The 19,065-nt window shown below is 40.5% G+C and carries 16 protein-coding genes and 2 pseudogenes; 7 read left to right on the plus strand and 11 right to left on the minus strand.

What is annotated here, in order from left to right; all coding sequences use genetic code 11:
- Window position 1: 1 nt before the first annotated feature.
- The 8 genes from ISG33_RS08750 to ISG33_RS08780 all read right to left on the minus strand — a co-directional run bounded on the left by ISG33_RS08750 (window position 2) and on the right by ISG33_RS08780 (window position 10,160).
- Window positions 2–1,984 (minus strand): TOMM precursor leader peptide-binding protein, encoded by a 1,983-nt coding sequence (locus tag ISG33_RS08750; RefSeq protein WP_195733226.1) that lies wholly within the window; start codon window positions 1,982–1,984, stop codon window positions 2–4.
- Entirely contained in the window at window positions 1,981–3,813 is a 1,833-nt protein-coding gene (locus tag ISG33_RS08755; RefSeq protein WP_195733227.1) for a hypothetical protein, read from the minus strand. Before ISG33_RS08755 ends, ISG33_RS08750 begins: the two co-directional genes overlap by 4 nt.
- Window positions 3,810–7,667, minus strand: coding sequence for a lantibiotic dehydratase (locus tag ISG33_RS08760; RefSeq protein WP_195733228.1), 3,858 nt, complete (start codon window positions 7,665–7,667; stop codon window positions 3,810–3,812). Before ISG33_RS08760 ends, ISG33_RS08755 begins: the two co-directional genes overlap by 4 nt.
- A 19-nt stretch (window positions 7,668–7,686) precedes the next feature.
- On the minus strand, window positions 7,687–8,442 hold the full coding sequence (locus ISG33_RS08765; protein WP_195733229.1) for an ABC transporter permease: 756 nt from the start codon (window positions 8,440–8,442) through the stop codon (window positions 7,687–7,689).
- Entirely contained in the window at window positions 8,439–9,233 is a 795-nt protein-coding gene (locus ISG33_RS08770; RefSeq protein ID WP_195733230.1) for an ABC transporter ATP-binding protein, read from the minus strand. The genes ISG33_RS08765 and ISG33_RS08770 overlap by 4 nt, the downstream gene beginning before the upstream one ends.
- 130 nt (window positions 9,234–9,363) lie before the next feature.
- Complete coding sequence (locus tag ISG33_RS08775) at window positions 9,364–9,549, minus strand: thiazolylpeptide-type bacteriocin (protein ID WP_195733231.1); 186 nt, start codon at window positions 9,547–9,549, stop codon at window positions 9,364–9,366.
- A gap of 2 nt (window positions 9,550–9,551) precedes the next feature.
- Window positions 9,552–9,686: a hypothetical protein gene (locus ISG33_RS17155; protein ID WP_255528879.1), complete on the minus strand. Its 135-nt coding sequence runs from the start codon at window positions 9,684–9,686 to the stop codon at window positions 9,552–9,554.
- Between the two features lie 12 nt (window positions 9,687–9,698).
- The gene (locus tag ISG33_RS08780) at window positions 9,699–10,160 is read right to left on the minus strand and encodes a DUF2141 domain-containing protein (protein ID WP_195733232.1); all 462 of its coding nucleotides are present in this window, start codon (window positions 10,158–10,160) and stop codon (window positions 9,699–9,701) included.
- Window positions 10,161–10,766: 606 nt separating this feature from the next.
- Here ISG33_RS08780 and ISG33_RS08785 point away from each other — a divergent pair.
- The 6 genes and pseudogenes from ISG33_RS08785 to ISG33_RS08810 all read left to right on the plus strand — a co-directional run bounded on the left by ISG33_RS08785 (window position 10,767) and on the right by ISG33_RS08810 (window position 14,374).
- Window positions 10,767–10,956, plus strand: a pseudogene (locus ISG33_RS08785) (type II toxin-antitoxin system YoeB family toxin).
- Window positions 10,943–11,215, plus strand: a pseudogene (locus ISG33_RS08790) (GFA family protein); the annotation flags it as partial. The pseudogenes ISG33_RS08785 and ISG33_RS08790, both read left to right, overlap by 14 nt.
- A 72-nt stretch (window positions 11,216–11,287) precedes the next feature.
- The gene (locus ISG33_RS08795) at window positions 11,288–11,704 is read left to right on the plus strand and encodes a hypothetical protein (protein ID WP_195733233.1); all 417 of its coding nucleotides are present in this window, start codon (window positions 11,288–11,290) and stop codon (window positions 11,702–11,704) included.
- Window positions 11,705–12,014: 310 nt separating this feature from the next.
- Window positions 12,015–13,319 carry an alpha/beta hydrolase gene (locus ISG33_RS08800; protein ID WP_195733234.1) on the plus strand — a complete coding sequence of 435 codons (1,305 nt, stop codon included), beginning with the start codon at window positions 12,015–12,017 and terminating at the stop codon, window positions 13,317–13,319.
- Window positions 13,320–13,333: 14 nt separating this feature from the next.
- Window positions 13,334–13,858: a hypothetical protein gene (locus ISG33_RS08805; RefSeq protein ID WP_195733235.1), complete on the plus strand. Its 525-nt coding sequence runs from the start codon at window positions 13,334–13,336 to the stop codon at window positions 13,856–13,858.
- Window positions 13,859–13,933: 75 nt separating this feature from the next.
- Window positions 13,934–14,374, plus strand: coding sequence for a DUF4279 domain-containing protein (locus tag ISG33_RS08810; protein ID WP_195733236.1), 441 nt, complete (start codon window positions 13,934–13,936; stop codon window positions 14,372–14,374).
- Window positions 14,375–14,543: 169 nt separating this feature from the next.
- On the opposite strand, the gene ISG33_RS08815 is transcribed toward ISG33_RS08810, so the two are convergent.
- Together ISG33_RS08815 and ISG33_RS08820 are read right to left on the minus strand one after the other, a co-directional pair.
- Complete coding sequence (locus ISG33_RS08815) at window positions 14,544–15,578, minus strand: M50 family metallopeptidase (RefSeq protein WP_195733237.1); 1,035 nt, start codon at window positions 15,576–15,578, stop codon at window positions 14,544–14,546.
- Window positions 15,579–15,710: 132 nt separating this feature from the next.
- Window positions 15,711–15,911 (minus strand): hypothetical protein, encoded by a 201-nt coding sequence (locus ISG33_RS08820; protein ID WP_195733238.1) that lies wholly within the window; start codon window positions 15,909–15,911, stop codon window positions 15,711–15,713.
- 273 nt (window positions 15,912–16,184) lie between these two features.
- On the opposite strand from ISG33_RS08820, the gene ISG33_RS08825 reads away from it, so the two are divergent.
- Entirely contained in the window at window positions 16,185–18,311 is a 2,127-nt protein-coding gene (locus ISG33_RS08825; protein WP_195733239.1) for a winged helix-turn-helix domain-containing protein, read from the plus strand.
- Window positions 18,312–18,353: 42 nt separating this feature from the next.
- On the opposite strand, the gene ISG33_RS08830 is transcribed toward ISG33_RS08825, so the two are convergent.
- Window positions 18,354–19,061, minus strand: coding sequence for a DUF4097 family beta strand repeat-containing protein (locus ISG33_RS08830; protein ID WP_195733240.1), 708 nt, complete (start codon window positions 19,059–19,061; stop codon window positions 18,354–18,356).
- Between the last annotated feature and the right edge of the window lie 4 nt (window positions 19,062–19,065).

The raw sequence follows: 19,065 nt of genomic DNA on the forward strand, positions 1-19,065 counted from the left end.
CCTATGGAAAGTTATGAGGAAAAGGATTAATGTTTTCAGCATTGAAATGCTTCAGCCATTGCCCCTTTGCTTTCGTTGCAGAATCAAGTCTAGGGAAGCTTACTCGACGATGCTGGTGACCAAATGTTACTGGCATTAAGCCCGGTGCCATTACTTTCACACTGTGCAATCCATGCTCTTCCATTTTGTCGAAAGATTGTTTGACTACAATAACGTCGCTCGCAACCTTAAGCGTTTTCTCTATTTGAGCATGTAACTCTTTATTGAGATCTTTTTCGTACAACGAAGGCAGGCTCTGTTCACACTCTTCTAAACTCACTGTTTTGCCTTGATGTAAGAAGTTCAATCGAGCATAAGACTCAGGTGCGCTGTATAAAAGTACGTGATCAGGCATATCAACAACCAATTCATCTTTTTCTAGTAAAGCGAGTGCTTTTTCACGCATATCAGGCATGGAATGACGATAGACCCCCATGGATGTGACTACTTCTACCAAGGCGGAAAAAATAGCTTCATGCCATTTGCCACTCGCGGCAGAAGCACAATAAGACTTAACCTGTGCATCCTCAGTAGGGTCAACAATCATCGCCCAGACAACTGGAACTTGAATATCCAGGACCATATTGAAAAGATAGATTTCGAAGCCTTCTGACTCTGCTCTAGCAATGAGCGCTTTGATTTTGTCGTCGTTAATTGTGGCGTTGTCAATGCGGTCCGGTACTGCTCGGCTATACCATGTCGTCAAATAGGCATCACGCTCAAGCACTTCATATAAACCACATAAAATGGCTTCTTCAATGCAGCCACCCATCGCGCAACCGTTACTTGAATCATATATAAAACGATTGACGGGTTGATGTGGCGTTTGGTCTAGGCGGTAGTAAACCAGTTGTTCAGGAATAAGAACTGGCTGACGATGCTTCATCGAAAAGCCCCAGCACCAATTGTATTCTAGGGTGGGCTCGTAATTGAGAAGAGCGAAGCTCTCACCTTTTAGATTGTCGTCATGGAGAATAAAGTCTTCAGGATTCACACATTGATTTGGGTAAGATTCCAAAATTGACTCATAGCTTCCTCGAACATTGGTTTTTGTTCGTTTCGGGCTATAGCCTGCAAAGCGCTCTATACCCTCTAATATTGCAATCATCTCAGACTTTTGTGAAGTTTCTGCACGGCCAAAACCCGATTCAAAACCATCTGAACCTACTAACTGCATTTCAGCCGTATACATCGGCATCAGGCTTGAGGTGATGCTCTGATAGAGGTGTTTAATTACACCGCTATGTCGGTCAACAAATTGCTTTTTTATGCCTGCCAATTTTAGTTTCGGGTTGGGTACTCTGGCATCCTTTGGATCGGCACGTAATTGCTCCGAAAAATGGATGTATGCCCCTTCAGCTGTATCAAGGTTTTCGTTTTCGCAAAATAAGCATTGAGGTAAATTGTTATAAACGTGCTCTGAAAACTGGAAGTCTTTTATTTTGAATCGCCAATAGTGACATTCAGTATCGATATCTAAGTCAACTAGACGTTCCAAGGTACCAGCGAATAGTGCGTTGAAAACGCTCGGCATCGCAGGGCTCCATGGGCTTTGCGCTATTAAAGCGTTTTTATTAGACGCGTTTTGGTCGATAGAAGGTAAGCGATGGTTGTTATCCACCCACTTGTGCCAGCAGCCGATGCAGTCTTTTTGTTGATTGCGTATGAATGGTCCTATATTGATTGTTCCTGGTGACTGACTCACCAACAACATTGGCGTTCCTGTTTGGCGGCATTTTGACTGCCACTGCATCACCTGGGGCATGTCAATTCTGAAATCTGCTGCAACAAGCACAAGACTACTGGTATTTATTGGAGTTTCTATACTATCTATATCTGCCAGTGATATGTTGCACTGTGTGTCGATACCCACGGTTTCAATTAGTAGGTCAGCAAGAGCATTACTGCCAGCACCTGCGATTACAGTTATGGTTGACCAACTCATGCTCCTAACTCCTCTTTGACAGTCGCAAACCCACAAATCACTGAGTCTGGGAAACCAAAAGGATTTACTCGATGATAATCTACGTGAATAGTGTTAACGCTATACGCTTGAGCCAATGTCTCGGCAAGATTTTTACAGGCGCTACGCACTTTTTGAGGGCTAAATCCCGGATGCCTATTTTGCCAATAATCAGATTGTTGTGATTCTTGTAATTGGAAGTGGCTACAACATTGCCCTAAAGCCTCACACACTGCGTCTGTTATGTTGCCAGCTGCCGCAGACACGATGCGCTCATCTTTTAAATAAACTTGCGCTACATAAACGTCGGCACCTTTCAGCGCTAGTAACTGAATACGAAATTGTTGTTCAGATTGATAACTCAATAAACGCAATAACATCTTACACTTAGCGTCGGTGAGCTCATTTTCTTCTAGCCAAGTCCAATGATAGTGATTAGCAAAGGTGTCACTCGTGACAATAGCTTCAACTCGAGCTTGCTCCTTCCACTGCGCCTCATCAAAGGAAACTGCAAGTACTTGGTTTTCAAAAGCAACATTTAATAGAGCTTGCAAGGCATAACGTAATGCTGAAGTGCCTGCTTGCGCTAGGTCAATCCCCCAACCATAAACATCAGTAGCTTGGGTATCAGGTAAGGTGATACGAATCGGGAATTGAAACAAAGGCATTTGTTTAACCGACTCATCATTGCCAATAGCGAGGCAACCAAATCTCTCATCGAACCACGGACCAAGTTGCATTTTATAGATTTCGTAGTCAGCCAATATACGGTCATCAGGTAGCTGGAAGTGACTAGGGTAAGTAAAAGTGGAAAATGCATTAGATGATGATTTTTTAGTGATTGCCGCAAGCAATGGGTGGGTTGTTACCTCCAAATGTGCTGAAACACGATTGAATGAATGACTTAGGCTATCGACATTAATACCAAGGCAATGACACAGTGCATTCTGAACCGCAAGGCAGCCTAGTATGGATAGTGATGTTGGACTATGATCGGCCTCTGTTCTGCGAAGTTTGGACCAAAATAATGCATCTTCCAAACCAATGTTTCGCCCCGTGAGTAAGGGAAGGCAGAGTGCTTCTCCGTCAAATACACTGGCTAGGAAGCAATTTTTTGCTGCCTCACCTGCCCACTGTTGTAGTTGATCAAATAGCTTGGTATCGCACTCATCGCTTGCAATGAGGACCAAATCAGTGCCTGCAATAGCCTGCTCGTCAATTGGTTCACTTTTTAGCGTAACGACAGTAGCCTTGTGCTTGCTTGACTGAACAAGTGATTGCACTTCAACTGAACTTGCAAAGGAGTTTGCGTGTTCTTGCCAATAAATATCAATGCTGTGCACATTCGAATCGAGCAATGCTTTGCACGCTGACTTTAACGCGATGCCGTGTCCGATAAGTGCAATATGTGTATTCTGCCACTTGTCGAGCCCTTTTCTTGCATTTAGCACGCCCAAATTATCTTCTGCATAGTGTTTGAGTTCATTTGACAGAGTGTGTTCTCTGTTAACAGGCATGTTTACTTCATTGTCGTAAACGGGGTGAAGCATCCTTTTCTGGTGCAAAGAGTTAAACAGAGTGACTAATACTGTCTGTAACTTTTCCGGTACCTGCTTGATAAATTCGTTAACTAAAGCTCCGTTATCCATCACTTGCATAAATTTACTCACGATCGGATATAAACCTTTGCCTTTTAAAACAAATGAATCATTGCCTGCTTCAAAGAATACGCCGTGGTCTGTTTGCCCAAAATAGACATAACTTTTCAGCTTAAATTGCCCAGTTCCGTAATGTTCGATTAAATCATTCATAGCGAGGTCTCCTCCTTTGATAAACCAATAAGTTCACGCCAATCAAGATTGAATATTCTTTCCGCTGAATTAGCGATGAGGTGACATAAACAAAACTTTTGGATAGGCGATACTTCTAAAATAGGTAGTAGCAAGTAAAAGAAATTTACGTTAGTTCGATAGACCATAAACTCTTTTGATTTTTGTGCTTTTTGGCCTTCTTCAGAGTTGATAAAGAATTCACCTAACTCAGTGATCGATTTGTTACTGAAGGTTGCTACAAAATCTTCTGGCAAGGTGTCTTTAAGCGACTCTGCCTTCTCAAGATGGCTTGTTTGAGCAGAGAGTTGAGCGTGGTTTTGCTCGACTATGCCGACATGTCTCTCGGTCATAGAAGTGGTTATTTGATGCCATTTTTGAAGTATTGTTTGGAGCTCTTTTGGTAGCGCTACTTGGTCAAAATCTTCGTCACACAGTTTTTTTACTAGTTCGTCAATTGCCTTTGCTTTGCGCTCATCGAGTTGATCAAAGTTGGCTTTCAATTGCCCTTTTCTGTCATGTGCAGAAAAGAAATAGTCTGCGTGGGAACGAAGCGACATGTACCCGCGGGCCAGACCTTTAATCAGACACGAATGGCCTGTTATCGCTAACATGCCTAACAGGGCCATAAAGAAGGCATCTGGATCAGACTGTTTTACTTTAAGAAGTTCTAGTAGTAAGTCTGTAGAGTCACTAAGTACCTGCTCCTTGCTTTTTGAAAATGCGTCCAGGAGAGAGTTTTCACTTGGTGCATAATCCACCACTGATACACTGTTATTTTCAAGTAGCGGTAAAAAAGGGCCTCTTTCCAATTCAAACATGCCTATTTTACGCGACAGTACTTCATATTCCTGTGGGTCAAGCGCTGTGGTACTCGGGTTATGAGTTAGCCAGTTTATTAACTGCATTTGTAAGTGAGGATAGATAGTTTGATTAAAGCTATCATCATCTGTGTAAATCATTACATCTACATGAGGACCAAACTTCCAATGTGGTTGCATCATGACTTTTTCTACGTGAGCATGGCTTTTGGCGTACTCAATAGCCTCAGTTATGGGCTCCAACATTAATCGTGTTTTGTCTTGATCGAAATAGGCCACTCTAACGACATGCCACTTCTTGGCCTTGGCAGCCTGAGTCTCAGCAAGTTTGGTGAGTTCGAAGTGCATTTCCGACACATGAGCCAAACTATCTACATTCGATGCATAAGCATTTAAGTCTGGTAATAGTTCACTAATACAAAGAGTAAAGCCGTTCCGCTTCAACATTCTTTGCATCAAGCGCGTAAAACGAGGGCTATCCAAGTCAACATAAAAAGGCTTCATATCCTTGAAGTTGATGTTTTCCCAATCAATATTATTGGTTTCTGCTTCGCCTTCTTTGTTTTCTACCAAAGGCAAAGCTCGCAAGAAGAAGGTTGTTGGAATCTTATATTTTTCCTTCCACTGCTGTATCGCAAAGAAGAAGTCTTGCGGTGGCATATCGGCTTTCGGAATGCATGAATAGGGCATGATCCACGAGCGACGAAATAACACTAAATTACCTAAGGATACTCTGGGAACAATACCTGGCTTACTACTGCTAACTAATTTTCGCTCAATCAGTGACTTAATAATTGTAAGACTTGGGCCATCGGTGAAACCTAATGACAATAAGCGATGAAGGCGCGGTAGCAAAGATGGAATCAATAGGCCTTGATACCAAAGATCAAGCTTTTTACCCTTGTGATCTTTGAAAACAAGTGTGTGCGTTTCTTGATCAAAAGCGATGGACAGGTCCTTGAGAAATAACTTTTGAGTTTCGTCCCTTGAGCTTGCGAATGGGGGGATAACTAACTCTTTGTTAATTACCGAAGGGTGTCTGTTGGCGTTAAAGCCAAATACACCAGACAATTCTGCTATGTTGCGATACTCTGATCCTTGCTCTAAATAATGTTGAAGCTTCTCAATTTGAGCGTCGTCCAGCACTTCCATAAAGCGCGACATTATCGAACTGCGGCCACCAAATACTTGGTTAAGCACCATTTTACTGTTACCTTTTTGCTCAGTGATTTGCACAGCATAGCTATATGAACTGCTGCGTTTAGTTACTGAATTAGGCATTAACTCAAACACCGCATCCAAAGACTTTGGATCTATTTGAACGTTTTCATTGCCTTGTAGAAAAGGCACTAAAAGATCATCGAAAGCTTCCTTTGCGTTAAACATCGCTTTGTTCGTTTCTAATTGTGGGGCTGCCCGTTCTTTATCTATGGAACTACCTATGACGCCTGGAGAGTAGACTTCATCAAACTCTTCTAAAAACGCCTGAGGATTGCTGCAAATCCCATCCACCCCAAATTTGGCAACGAAAAAATCAGACATGTATGAACGTACTTCTTGATTAAAGTCTAAAAGAAAAGAGACTTTATGCAGAACGCTCAGCTCAGTGTAAAACGGCTCTAAAACAGACACATCAAGATCTTGAGCTCGTTTTTGTAGATAACAGTTTTCATAAAATGAAGGGCGAAATAGCGGGCTATCTTTATCAACCCCAAGTTTTGTTGCAAAATTCTCTACTTCGGACCGAATAGCTAGAATTTTTTCATCTCTTTGCTGACAATCTGGCTTCAGTAAATCACTTAATATGTCGCGAATGTTGACTAAGTTACTAGACAGATCGGTGTCCATTTGAGCATCAAAAGTATTGCAAATCTGCATACCCCACTGCAAATGGTCCTGCTGTTCTTTGTAATTGGTGTCAGGGACTAAATACTTCAGTTGATATAAACGACCAATGAAATTGTTGACGTTTTCGGGTGTTAACTTAGGAGCAACTTCGCAAACTCTCTGACAAATATCTGCAACCATCAACTTACCCGACGCTTCTGAATTCAATACGTGCTCAACGCACTGAATAATAGCGTTTTCGTTCAGTCCGGACTCAACCAAGCCGGTGCCCCAAGTGCGTCCACTTCCTTCTTGTCCTGGGGCTATTGAAAATAGTTTTATTTTTCCATCTTGTTTATCTAAAGAGCTATTGAGCTGGAGCTTGAAAAGCGTAGAGGCTAAGGGGTAATTATCAATCAAAGCAGACAGTAAATGCTGCATCAAGCCTGCTTTAAATTCAACACGACGCTCAAGTGTATTTTCAAAGTCTATCTGCCAGTCAGCGCTTTTCTTATTATTTTGCCATTGGCCTACGTGAGCGACGGTAAATGAAGATAGTGGGCTTGTCTTGGTAGAGCATCGAGCATAATACTGAAGTAATGCATCTTCTTGGTTTCGCTTTTCCTTTTGCTTAAGCTTCTTCTGCCCTTTGGAACCTACCCCTTCTATTAGCTTTTTCTTCAAGTCAGGATTGCTATAGCTGAGGCCGTCACTTAAGTTAGCGTGTTCCAATAAATTGTGAACACCCTCTGCGCTTGCTGTCACTTCATTGTCATATGCTTGAAGTGCGTCTGCGTCGATAGTTTGTAACTGCAGAAATTTTGAGTCAATGTCCTTAATAAGCAACTGCAAAGCACTTGGTAATTCGTTTTGAAGTTGCAATAACCATTCATCTTTAACGCGTTTGCGGTTGAATAACGCTCTTTTTAGATTTATTGCAGCTCTGCAGCTTTCTTTTATTTCAAGACTGGGTATCAGGCTCTCAAGCTCATCACAAGCCGCAGAGACCTCGTTAGAAAGCGCCTCGTTGAGAGCTTCTTTTTGCTTTAATACCGCAATAGTTTCGCCACTCTCTAATTCTTTTATCTTACTAATTGGTTCTCCGCCGATTCGCATAATATAGTTTGGATGAACCAACAAATCTTTCAGATTTAACTGTTGTTGAGCTTCGTTTTTATTGAAAGACATAATAATTAACTCCCTATTATTAAAGCGCTTGGCTTCTGAAGGTCTTAGCGGAAATCACAGCGCAGGCAATGCCCATCAAAGCAAGTATTAAACAGGGCAGCACTGATTGTTGTGTGAAAAAGTTGTCGGACCAACCTAAGCGCATGATCTCAACGACGTAAGTAAAAGGAATGAAATACGAAATGGTTTTAGCCCATTCAGGCATTAGCTCAAGTGGGTAGCCTGCGCCTGAAAGTAACATCATGGGCTGAAAAATGATCATACCGACGTTAAATGCTGCTACTGATGCGTTAAACAAAGCGCCAATTAAAAAGCCCAAGGACAACAAAGCAAAAGCCGAGATTAACGCTGGAATAACAAGCTGGATAATCGATGCTTGAGGTAATTGGTCGAACATTAAATAACCCAAAAGAATCATTTCGGCATAGCCAATGGTAAATATGATCAGTGCTCGCAAAATCGAGGTTAACCATATTTCTGACATGTTAAGCGGGCTTACCATCAAGCGTTTGTAAAACCCGGCCTCTTTTGACATTACTATCACTGGGCCTAAGTTCATCAGGGCGATACTTAGTAATATGATGCTGACAAAACTCACAGTGTAATTGTTATAATAGTCAAGACCTGTCGCGCCCTCGGTAGGCGTATTGTAAAAAGATGCAAAAAATAGATAGAAAATAGCTGGCATGAGCAGCAACATCGCTAGAGAAACTCTTTCTCTAAATGTGATTTTCATATCTAAGATGAAAAATGCTTTGAGGGATGTAAGGTTCATGCTTGTGCTCCTGCAGATTGTTCAATAAGAATTTCGTAGGCATCATCTAGTGTTGCCTGCTGATTTTCAGTGCTGTAGCGCACAATTTCATCCGGAGTGCCTTGAGCAACCACCGTGCCATTGGCCAGGACCACAACATGGGATGCTAATGAACGTACCTCGTCCATATAATGAGTAGTAAACAACAGAGTTTTACCATCGCTTTGCAATGCTTTAATAAAGCGCCAAAATTGTTTGCGAGCGATTGGATCAAGTCCAACCGTAGGCTCGTCAAGAATAATCAGGTCGGGGTTATTGATAATTGCTAGACCAAGCGCGATACGTTGCTTTTGTCCGCCAGAAATGTTGTCGATTCGCTGATCGATAAAATCCTCGAGATCTAGCTTTGCAATAATCTCTTCGATAGCTAAGGTCTCTGCGTATAGTCTGCTGAAAAATTGTAAGTAATCTCGACCGCTTAACTTAGAGAAAACTTTAGTTTCTTGAAGTTGCACACCAATTTTTGATAGGTGTTGTTGTGGGTGCTTTAGAATGTCGATGTTTAGCACACTGACAGAACCAGACTGGGGTTTTTTTAAACCCATCAGAACTTCAACAAATGTCGATTTACCGGCGCCATTTGGACCAACCAAAGCTATAATTTGGCCAGGTTTAAGGCTGACGGAAACATCATTGAGTGCTTTTTTTTTGCCGTAAGACAAAGAAACGTTTTTATAGTCGATTACAGCTGCTTGTTCAGAGTCAGCTAATGCTAAGTTGAGATCGTCAAATTTGGGTGAAAGTGCGGTCATGGTCAAATCCTCTGTAAATAGATTTCAAAGATTGTTCACGATAAATCCACGGGACTTCAGTGCACCTTAGATAAAACGAAAACATGTTAGAATAAACCGCCCCTCAATCTGGGCGATTTATTCCGTTGGCTTAAGCTACTGACATGCAAGAGCTCGAACCACAACTAGAGCAAGAGTTAGTTGAACTAATGCCCGAAGAAGCACCAGTTTCAGGTAACGCCATTGCTTCTTTAAGACTTACAACCTCAAGGCCGTCTACGTCTAGGTTGTCAAGATCGATATCTGCAAAGTCAAAGTTAGTGTTTTGATTAGCCATTTTTATGTTTCCTTTTTATTAAACATTATTATTTTCCATCCAAGATAGGTGTTGCTATTGAGTGGGATGGGTTCACTCAATTCTGGTGGTGACACGCAGCCATTTGGCTGCCAATCACCAGAAGCTTTAAGTCTCATGGGATATCCCTTCTAGTTGAAATACCGCATGTCTATATTAATTACGGTGTTACCGCTGACCGTAAATTTGGCAGGTTCAAATTTAGGAGGACCAAACTCCAAGTTGGAATTGTTGCTAAACGCAATTCCCTCTTGAATAAAGGTAAGTTTGCCGTCTGCATTTTCGTCGTGGAATAAAGCCGCTGCGTACTCGCCGTCTTCAAGGCCTGCAAAACTAATGGTAGTTTTGCCCTTTTGTGCAGAGCTTTTTTCACTGATTGTACAACCACTCGGAAAGGCTTGGTCCGCAAGGCATAAGGTAACAGCGACATCGCCGGCATTATTTCTGATACCGTCTACTACCACACTCAATGAAGGCTTTTTGTCTTTACTATTACTAGCAGTTAATGTTGCTGAGTCTTTTGCTACACTTAACGAAGCAACCGTCAGGCAGCTGCTTAATAGTAGTAATGATCTATAAACTGGTTTCATCATCTATCCTCTTTTTACTAAAACCTACATAAAGGTTTTTCGTTTTTTGTTAACTTGAAAATGCACTTGTTATTGCGTCATTTCCAAGTTGTGTATTTGTTAGCCATGAGTGTTGCTCCTTGACCACGTCATCTAATTTAGAGGAGATTTGAGAAAAGAAATCTTGAAATGGTAATGCTTTGGTTTTCTTATAGTATTTTTTTTGTCACGGATAAGTCTCGGAATTTTTATTAATTAAAACATGTAGTTAAGTGTTTTTTTGTGCCTTTTTAATTTTTTTGATCGCAAATTAAATGTGTTTTTTTTCAAAAAATATTTGAAATTATAAGACGGTGATTTTTTGGTAAGGAAAGCAAGGGATATTCGTGGTGAGAAATATTTAGCTTTCTGTAATAGCTAGCCTATGACTAGAAGTTGTTTGTCGAATACTGCTTAATATGACGTTTTCCAAAGAACATTTAACACAAGAAATAGAGCTTAATAGGCTTATGGCACGAGTGTTACTAACGCAAGGAAACTGTTTACTTACTGAAATCACCTGCAAATGCTGCTCATTTGGCGAAACCTATTTCTCAATATAAAAACGCTGAGCGTACTCAAAGGAATTTGATGGATAGTAAAAGGGCATTGTCATGGACCGATGAATCTTGGAAGGACTACGTATATTGGCAAACCAGAGCCTCTAAAGGAGAACTTGAGTGGGTTTTGGTCTCGCAGAATCGACGATACAAATCGATTAGTTTATGCGGTTGAGAGTGACACCATAGTAATAGTTTCTTGTCATCGACCCACAAAGTAAACTAGGGACATATAAATTCAAGCCTGGGAAAAACAGGTATTTCTGCTCAGTCTGCGCCTCACCCATATACAGCTCTAACGCAGATAATACAGAGAGGCTAAGAATTCGCCTCGGTATTTTAGACTCCAAAATCAAAGAAAGACCCATTTCACATAACTTTGTTTCCTCAAAAGCAAATTGGGATGACTTAGATACAAAACTTCCAAGATATGATAGCTTTGAACCATCGAGACAAAGGAAACAGCAGACACGCGCCTAACAAATCGTTAGAGTTCGTTCCCTCTGGTCACTGGGACGTACGTGCCTCCCCTCAATGCGGTGTTAGCTATCTATGGATAAGCAAGTGAGAATGGAAGTCCGAAGGCAGACAGGCACTCGGAAAATTCCTGAAAAGACAAAAAAAACTGAAGGGCCAGAATACTCTATGTCGTTTGTCTGTTTAATTTGTAAAACGAGCAATATGCGACACTTTAACAGGCTACCTCGTGATTACCCTGATGTTATTAGTTGCCCTATTTGTAAGGGCGATTCATTCAATTTAGGTAGAAATTTTAAGCCACCTAAAAAAAGTGATTCTATGCAATGGAAAAAAATAAAATATTTGGTCAGTCATGGTTTCCTGTTTCAGAAAATAAGAGTCGTTCCAGGAAGTAATGACAGTATCCCATATCCTGAAACACTGTCGGAAGCTAAGGATTTTGTAGCAAATTATGGCAAATGGGCAATTAAGCGTTTAAAAAAGGAGTAAGCTCTTTCTCTCAGAAACTTTTTTCGGGTTCGCGAGCGCATAATGTTTGATTTCCGCTGGTCAGCATCAGTTGTTGTTTTGACGGCAAACGAGTATTGTTTTAGCTAAATGGTTAACGCAAGGAGGCATTAAATGTTTAGTCAAAATCGTAAATACATCAGGCAACATAACAATCGCATAAACGCACTCCCTTCGGTCGCTGGGACAACTTTACGTGCGGCCTTCGCTTCGCTCAAAGCGTCCGTACTTAAACTTGCCCGTTATGCGGGGTGTTAGTTTTTTGCATCTTCATAAACAGCAAGGATTGTTAATGAATAATTTTGTAATTTTTATATCGCTACTACTCTTTACCCAATTAACGAATGCCGCTGTGGTAACGCCAGCTAATGAGAAAATTGCCAGAGCAGAATATCCCACAAACACACTTTATAAAATTTGGCTACATCAACAGGAAAACGATCGAGCCGCACTCGAATTTTACAATTCACTCACAGTAAAACATATCGTTGAAAGTAATAACGAAGAAGCGAATACTGTGACCGTAACCTATTTTGCGAAAGGGAGTGATGACACAGATTATATTATGCAGTCTGGAGGCCCTGATTTTTATGGATTGCGGTTCAGGCAAATAGGGAATACCAACATTTATTTCTGTGTTCAAACAATTCCTAGTGACGCATGGTTCGCTTATGGCGTGAACGAATTTAAACGAACGAGAGTTAAGGATGCAATTAACCTTGAACGAACCTCCATGAAGCATATCTACGATGGTGCAGTTATTGGCCCTGATGCACCGTTGTCTGAGCACATATTACACAAGTCAAACGTACCTAAGGGGACTACTCATGATTTTACTCTAGAAAGTAAACTGATGGGTGAGAAAAGGGAGATTATGGTCTATTTACCTGCTGACTATAATCAAGAGGTTGCACATAACCTTGTTTTTCAATTTGACGGCCAAAACTATTCAGCTAGTCCTGAAAAAGGACCGATTTGGCATGGGTGGACACCCCTACCTACAATAATCGATAACTTAATTGATGAGCAAGAAATAGGGCCAACCATTGTAGTCTTCATCCTAAATCAGGGAAATCGTTCAGAAGATTTAATCAGTGAGCAAATGACAGACTTCGTAGCGCTGGAGGTGCTGCCTTGGATTAAAGAAAACTACAATATCAACATAGACCCAAAGAGTGTTGTAGTATCTGGACCTAGCCGAGCTGGTTTTGCTGCTATGTATACTGCATATCGCCACTCAAAACTTATTGGCTCAGTGCTTTCGCAATCAGGTTCTTTGTATTATACATTGGGTGAGAATACAAATTGGCCTATTTACCCTGAATTCGAGGGAAAAATTATTGAAAGCTACAAGCAATCACCTCAAAAAAACATTCAGTTTTACATTGATGTGGGATTGTATGACCTCGGTTTGGCGGCTGTTGGTACTAATCGTCAACTTAGAGATGTGTTGGAATTAAAAGGCTACCAAGTCGAATATTATCAATATAAAGGAGGACACTCCCATCTAGGTTGGCGGCATACGATAGCTAATGGTCTTATAGCGTTGTTAGGACCAGAAAAAACTATCAAAGCATTGCAGCGGACGAGCCGCTGAATGCAACGATAGCCATGGAAAAATCTGAGTTCGATGCATTATTTGAGTCTGAAGTAGCTAATAAAGCTGGCTTCGTAAAGAGTGGTAAGAGTGTGTACTTCAAAAATGAAATACATACCATCGCCCTAATGAGGCTTGGTGGGCGAATGGCAGCCGCTGGAAGCATTTCTTACTTAATATGCTGCCGACATTCTTTCTTGCGAAACGCAGATGAAATAATACCTGAAAAATTAGAAAAGGATGTTTTTGCTTACCCAATTAAGATCAAGCCAACCGAAGTAAAAAAAGGGCTGTTTGGATTGGGCATTAAGTACACGCCAAAAAATCTAAATTTCGATTTTGAGGTATTTACATATTCGAATAAAAGCGAAGTTGAAGTAAAGCAATATTTGGCTAAGGTATCTAAAGCGGTAGACCTAATTAAAGAATGGTTTATTAATCAACCCCCATCAAAACTTGCTTTTCAAATTTCAACGAATGGAACAAACTCTTGGATAGAGAAGTTGTGGATAGAAGATTATGAGAACATGGCTATTTAACAAATCAATGAAGACTGACGTCCGCAAAGAGCGCGGCCGCCGCTTATTGTGGTGTTATGTTTCTAAGGATGGATAGTGCCAGATTATAAGTTTTGTGTTTCGTTAAAGATTTCGCACCCTAAAATGGAACCTGAAAATATTAGTAAGGAATTAAACCTAACGCCTCATATATCTCATAAAATTGGTGAGCCTCGAATTACACCGAATGGCAGACGACTTAAAGGGACTCATGAAAGCATGTTTTGGACTTTTGATTTTTGTAATGGTGAAAGATTAGATGCTGAGGATATTCTTTTTGAAGAGTTTATAGCTTCTAGAAATAGTGAGCTTACTAAGCACAAGGGCTTTTTCGACAGTCTGATAAAGTCAGGCGGAACCGTTGAGTATTTTATTGGTTGGTTTAGTGCTGATAGTATCAACATGAATATTTATCTAGACCCTCCTGTTTTAAAAAGTACAGCGGATTTAGGTATTTCAATTGTTTTATGCGCGTACCCTTCAGCACACGAAACATAACAAGAAATTAAACAAGGACAAAAAACAGGTGGCTTTTTGTTCACTCCGTTTAGTTACTTTAGCCAACTAATATTTGCCTGTTAATTGGGTGTAGGTGCAAAATGAAAAGTTGACACGGTTTGAAAACCGTAATGAGGACTGGAGCTATAAAGTAGGTATGTAACTAGGGTTAGGTAAAGAGCCAAAATGCGAAAAATACAAGTCCTACACTTGCATGCAAAACGCACAGCAGTCTGTATTTGAATACTTCGCGTGGCTCAGCTAGGGTAGATTTTTCGGTACTCAAAGCTGCCTTTCGTAGATTTTCATTTTCAAATATCGTTTCAACGACATGACTTCCATCGCTTGCAAAGCTTGGACTGCTATCGAAATAAAAAAATGATATGCACAATAAAAATAGTGTATGTAGTGCAGCATCCGATATATGGAAACTAGACAGATTTATTAAATTACTGTGCCCAAGTGCGATGACCAGGGCGACAGCACCGGCACACACCAAATTAGTTAACGGACCAACAAGCGGTATCGATGCTCGTTTCCATTTGCTAGTGACCAATTGACGTAAACTTGTATCAATGAATGGTCCGGGCAAAATACCACCATGCATCACTATTCCGAATCTACCTGAAGCTATACCAGCCATACGACAAGCAATAGCATGGGAAAATTCGTGCAAGGGAATCAGTAATAGAAGAAACAAGACAAAGCCGGTAAGGCTAAAATTAGTAATGACTTCGCGTAATTCTGGTAACAAGTCATATTTGAATAACGACCCTATTGCCATGATTGATAGCACCAAGGCAAATAAATAAACGAAATGTCTCAGTTGTATATGCACTTTTTCCAAAATACCTGCAATAGATTTTGCTGGTGTATCTAAGCTACACAAAGAATAAAAGCCTCGGAGATTTGGTGCATCTTGTATTTGGGAAACAAAACCGATTTTACTCATGTCCAATAGGGTGTTTTTCAAGTCTTGGTGGACACTTTGTGCAGAAGGGAATTTTTCACTTATTGTTCGTATAAGCTCTGCATATCTCGCACCGCAGGAGAGTGGCGAAATCAGACAACTTGCGGCAAGGCTTACGCTCATTGATTGGCCACTATCGGCGTGAACGAGTAACAGTTTTTCGTCGCGAACTAAGGCTTTTACCCTAGGGTTTAATATGTAAAATCCTTTTTTTAGGTATGGATTTTGGTTCATGCTTCAACAACCTCTTTTGCGAAAACAGTCCTCTATTTGAGACTTCATTTATTGCCAAAAAGGGAATTGCCATTACTTGAGGATTACAAGCAATGGCAATTCCTTTGGCTTACGGAGACTTGAAGTGCTGAACTACAAGCACTTAACAATGTATTTGCAATAAAGCATCGTGATAATGTCGTTATCTTCTGGCGGAGCCGTAGGTGTTTTATCTTTTTTCTTTTCTTCAGCTTGCGGCGTGGTATTTTGATTTGGAGTTTCATTAGCAATGGCTGAAGTCGCTGCTACAAAGGTAATAAAAAGTGAAACGATAGTTAGTTTGATAGTTTTCATGATAATAGCTTCCTTTAATTATTCTTAATTAATGCTGTAATCAACATTATTCTTGCACTGAAATAAATCGCCATTTCAAAGGTTTGCTGCTTGTTTCCTTGAATGCCTAATCAATGTAGCAAGTGATCAAAAATAAAAACTCATCAAACACTGATGCTATGATCATTAAATGGTGCATTTTATGTCACGGAATTATCGCGGACATTTATTGGTTTGATTTTAAACATCACTAAGGTACACTTTTGTGATTATTAATTAAGCAAGGTTGTAGGTATGGAAATCCTGCTCGATGATTGGAAGGTATGTCCTGACAATCTGACTCTGAAGCACGGAGACAAAGTGTTTCACCTTGAACCCCGCTCTATGGATTTGCTACTTTTCTTATTAAAACAAAACGGAAAAGTCGTCACTCGCGATGCACTCGTTGAACACGTTTGGAGTGGCATGATAGTTAGTGACCATGCTGTGACATCTTGCGTAGCAAAAATAAGAAAAGTTTTTAATGAAGAAGATAACAAATCTGTTATTGAAACGATTTCTAAACGTGGATACCGAATTTGCCCTCAAATTGATGTCACTTTTCTCGATGATGAAATAGTTTCGCAAAGTGAAGCACAAGCTGACATAGAAAAAAGCAGTACAGCAACAATCATTGCAGCCGAGAGCTCTGCACAACCTTCAATTAAAAAGCCTCAGGTCCTGTTTACTTATACCGGCTTAGTTCTGCTTTCTGGCTTATTAGCGTTTGCGATTATTTCTAAATTTGACTTAGGGTCAAAAAAGTCGGTTCTTGACTACCAATATTCGCTAATTGAACCAGTAACTAGCCTTAACGGCCTAGAATATAAGCCCACGTTATCACCAAATGGTAATTTCCTGAGCTATTTGTATAGCGATGTTGATAGTGCCAAGTGGTCAATACATGTCATGGACAAGGAGTCTTCTAAGATTCTTTATGTTATTGATAATGTTTCTGAGTATTCAAACCATGTTTGGTCACCCGACAGTGATGCAATTTTATTTCATCGCTTTTCTAAAGGGCAATGTCAACTTTTGATTGGGAATCTGAGCAAAAATACCGGATTAGTTGAGGAAACAATTGCAACGACTTGTTATCAACATAGCGAAGAAGTCAATGTAGCGTGGGACTCTGATAAGGCATTGATTTACTATAATGAAAGTAACTCAGAGCAAGATCCCAGAGCCATTTTTCAAGTTAACATTTACACAGGAAAGAAACTCCAGCTGACTACACCTACCGAAGTAGGTTTTGGTGACTATAATCCATTATATTTTTTGCCAAATAACAGCATTTACTTTTTAAGGAATAAGTACTGGAAAAAAGAAACGAGTATTATGAGACTATCTCTTGATACAAACAGCCTGAGTACGATTCATTCAATTGATAAATTACTCGCTTATTTGGCGCTTGATAAAAATGGTAATCCTGTTTACCAAGTTGATGAAAATAAGATTGCATTAAAAGAACTCGATACAGATGAAGAGCATATTTTGTATAGTTCAACCACTTCGATCGCACAACCAGTAGTAGGTATCGAGGATGGTTCACTTTATTTTGTTGCAGAGTCTAATAGTGAAAAAGACATAAGGTCATACTCTTTAGGCACCAAAGGCTTACAGCTCGGCAACGTAAATAACTCCCGCGACGATTTTGCTCCTGTGTTTGCAAATCAGTCTGAACTCTATGCATTTTTTTCCAATCGTACTGGTACACGCCAAATTTATGTCTACGACTACAATGGAAACGCTATTTTAAAAACGAATTTAGAACGAGATGCTAATCCTGTTAATTTGGTGTGGTCAAGAAGTGATGAAACCCTCTATTTTTCACAAGGCACATTTGTATATGAACTAGATATCGCATCAGCAAAAGTCTCGCGTGTAGATTTTCCATTGGAATATATTCAATTGAATGCAGCAACTGACAGTGGAAGCGGCTTTTATTTTTCTTCGGATCACAACAATGATTGGCAAATATACCAGTTTGAAAATGGTGCCATAACACAATTGACAGAAGGCGGTGGGTATATCGGTGATGTAAGCTCAAACAATGAATATTTATATTTTACTAAGTTTCGAGAACTTGGGCTTTGGCGGAAGAACTTGTTAAGTGGTAAAGAAGAGGTTTTTATAAAGGGAATCGACTTGTCAGTCCCTGGCAGCTTCAATTTGTTTGATGACGGTATAGTTTACAAACTAAAAACAAGCACGGGCTTTGACGTCTACAAATACTCTTTTGAAAACCAAAGTATTTCCACTCTGGCATCAATTGTTGGAGAAAAAGAAAGCCCGTTTAGTGTCTCTTACAATCAACAACATATTTTATACGAAAAAATTGCTGAAGACGCCAAAGCCGATATCATGAGAGCCTCGCGATAGAGGCCGTCTTTAGCGGGCTAGGCCATCTCTGGCCTACGCAATTCAGTAGTTTCTTTTTACTCGTTCGAGCATTGCTGGGTTTTCAAGTTCTAAGTTTACTTCGCGGTCGAGAATAATATTGCCCTCTACTTTAGAATCAGCGCTGATGTATAGGCTAGGGTTCTTTTGCTTGTAGCGATTATTTCTAATCTCTTCAAAGTGAATGTCACCAGAAACAACGGTGCCGTTTTCTAGTTTAATGCTACCGTTTTTGCTTGTAACTCCCTTTGCAACGCTTACGCCTTGTAGTCGAATAGTGCCGTTTACTGTTCTGATATCGCCGCCCACAGTGCTGTCTTCTTCAATACGAATACCGCCATTAACCGTACCGACGTTACCAGAGCTACTGAAGTTGTCACCCACCTTTATTTGACCATTCACCGACTCAAGGCTACTCACGCTAACGTTATCGCCAACACTTACTTTGCCATTTACACTAGAGACTTTTCTTGCGCTCACGCCATCCTGAATTTTAACGCTACCATTGACCGAGCTAACGTTTTGAACGTCGCGACCTTCAGTTACCTTCACACTTTTATTGGTTGACTGAATATCGCCAGAATAAGATTCAGAATGCTTTTCTTTCGAATCCCAATCACTTTCCCAATCGGCGTCTTTTGCATTTACGTGGATAATGCATCCGCTCAAGGCAACGCTGAGTGCGGCAATGCTAAAGAAAGAATATATTGGGCGGCGTATTTTACTGATCATGAGA

It is taken from the genome of Marinibium conchae, assembly GCF_015595035.1.
Taxonomy (GTDB): Bacteria; Pseudomonadota; Gammaproteobacteria; order Enterobacterales; family Alteromonadaceae; genus Glaciecola.

Coding starts and splice junctions, on each gene's coding strand:
- ISG33_RS08750 (WP_195733226.1), bottom strand. CDS start 1,984: ATGAGTTGGTCAACCATAACTGTAATCGCAGGTGCTGGCAGTAATGCT.
- ISG33_RS08755 (WP_195733227.1), bottom strand. CDS start 3,813: ATGAATGATTTAATCGAACATTACGGAACTGGGCAATTTAAGCTGAAA.
- ISG33_RS08760 (WP_195733228.1), bottom strand. CDS start 7,667: ATGTCTTTCAATAAAAACGAAGCTCAACAACAGTTAAATCTGAAAGAT.
- ISG33_RS08765 (WP_195733229.1), bottom strand. CDS start 8,442: ATGAACCTTACATCCCTCAAAGCATTTTTCATCTTAGATATGAAAATC.
- ISG33_RS08770 (WP_195733230.1), bottom strand. CDS start 9,233: ATGACCGCACTTTCACCCAAATTTGACGATCTCAACTTAGCATTAGCT.
- ISG33_RS08775 (WP_195733231.1), bottom strand. CDS start 9,549: ATGGCTAATCAAAACACTAACTTTGACTTTGCAGATATCGATCTTGAC.
- ISG33_RS17155 (WP_255528879.1), bottom strand. CDS start 9,686: ATGAGACTTAAAGCTTCTGGTGATTGGCAGCCAAATGGCTGCGTGTCA.
- ISG33_RS08780 (WP_195733232.1), bottom strand. CDS start 10,160: ATGATGAAACCAGTTTATAGATCATTACTACTATTAAGCAGCTGCCTG.
- ISG33_RS08795 (WP_195733233.1), top strand. CDS start 11,288: ATGGATAAGCAAGTGAGAATGGAAGTCCGAAGGCAGACAGGCACTCGG.
- ISG33_RS08800 (WP_195733234.1), top strand. CDS start 12,015: ATGAATAATTTTGTAATTTTTATATCGCTACTACTCTTTACCCAATTA.
- ISG33_RS08805 (WP_195733235.1), top strand. CDS start 13,334: ATGGAAAAATCTGAGTTCGATGCATTATTTGAGTCTGAAGTAGCTAAT.
- ISG33_RS08815 (WP_195733237.1), bottom strand. CDS start 15,578: ATGAACCAAAATCCATACCTAAAAAAAGGATTTTACATATTAAACCCT.
- ISG33_RS08820 (WP_195733238.1), bottom strand. CDS start 15,911: ATGAAAACTATCAAACTAACTATCGTTTCACTTTTTATTACCTTTGTA.
- ISG33_RS08825 (WP_195733239.1), top strand. CDS start 16,185: ATGGAAATCCTGCTCGATGATTGGAAGGTATGTCCTGACAATCTGACT.
- ISG33_RS08830 (WP_195733240.1), bottom strand. CDS start 19,061: ATGATCAGTAAAATACGCCGCCCAATATATTCTTTCTTTAGCATTGCC.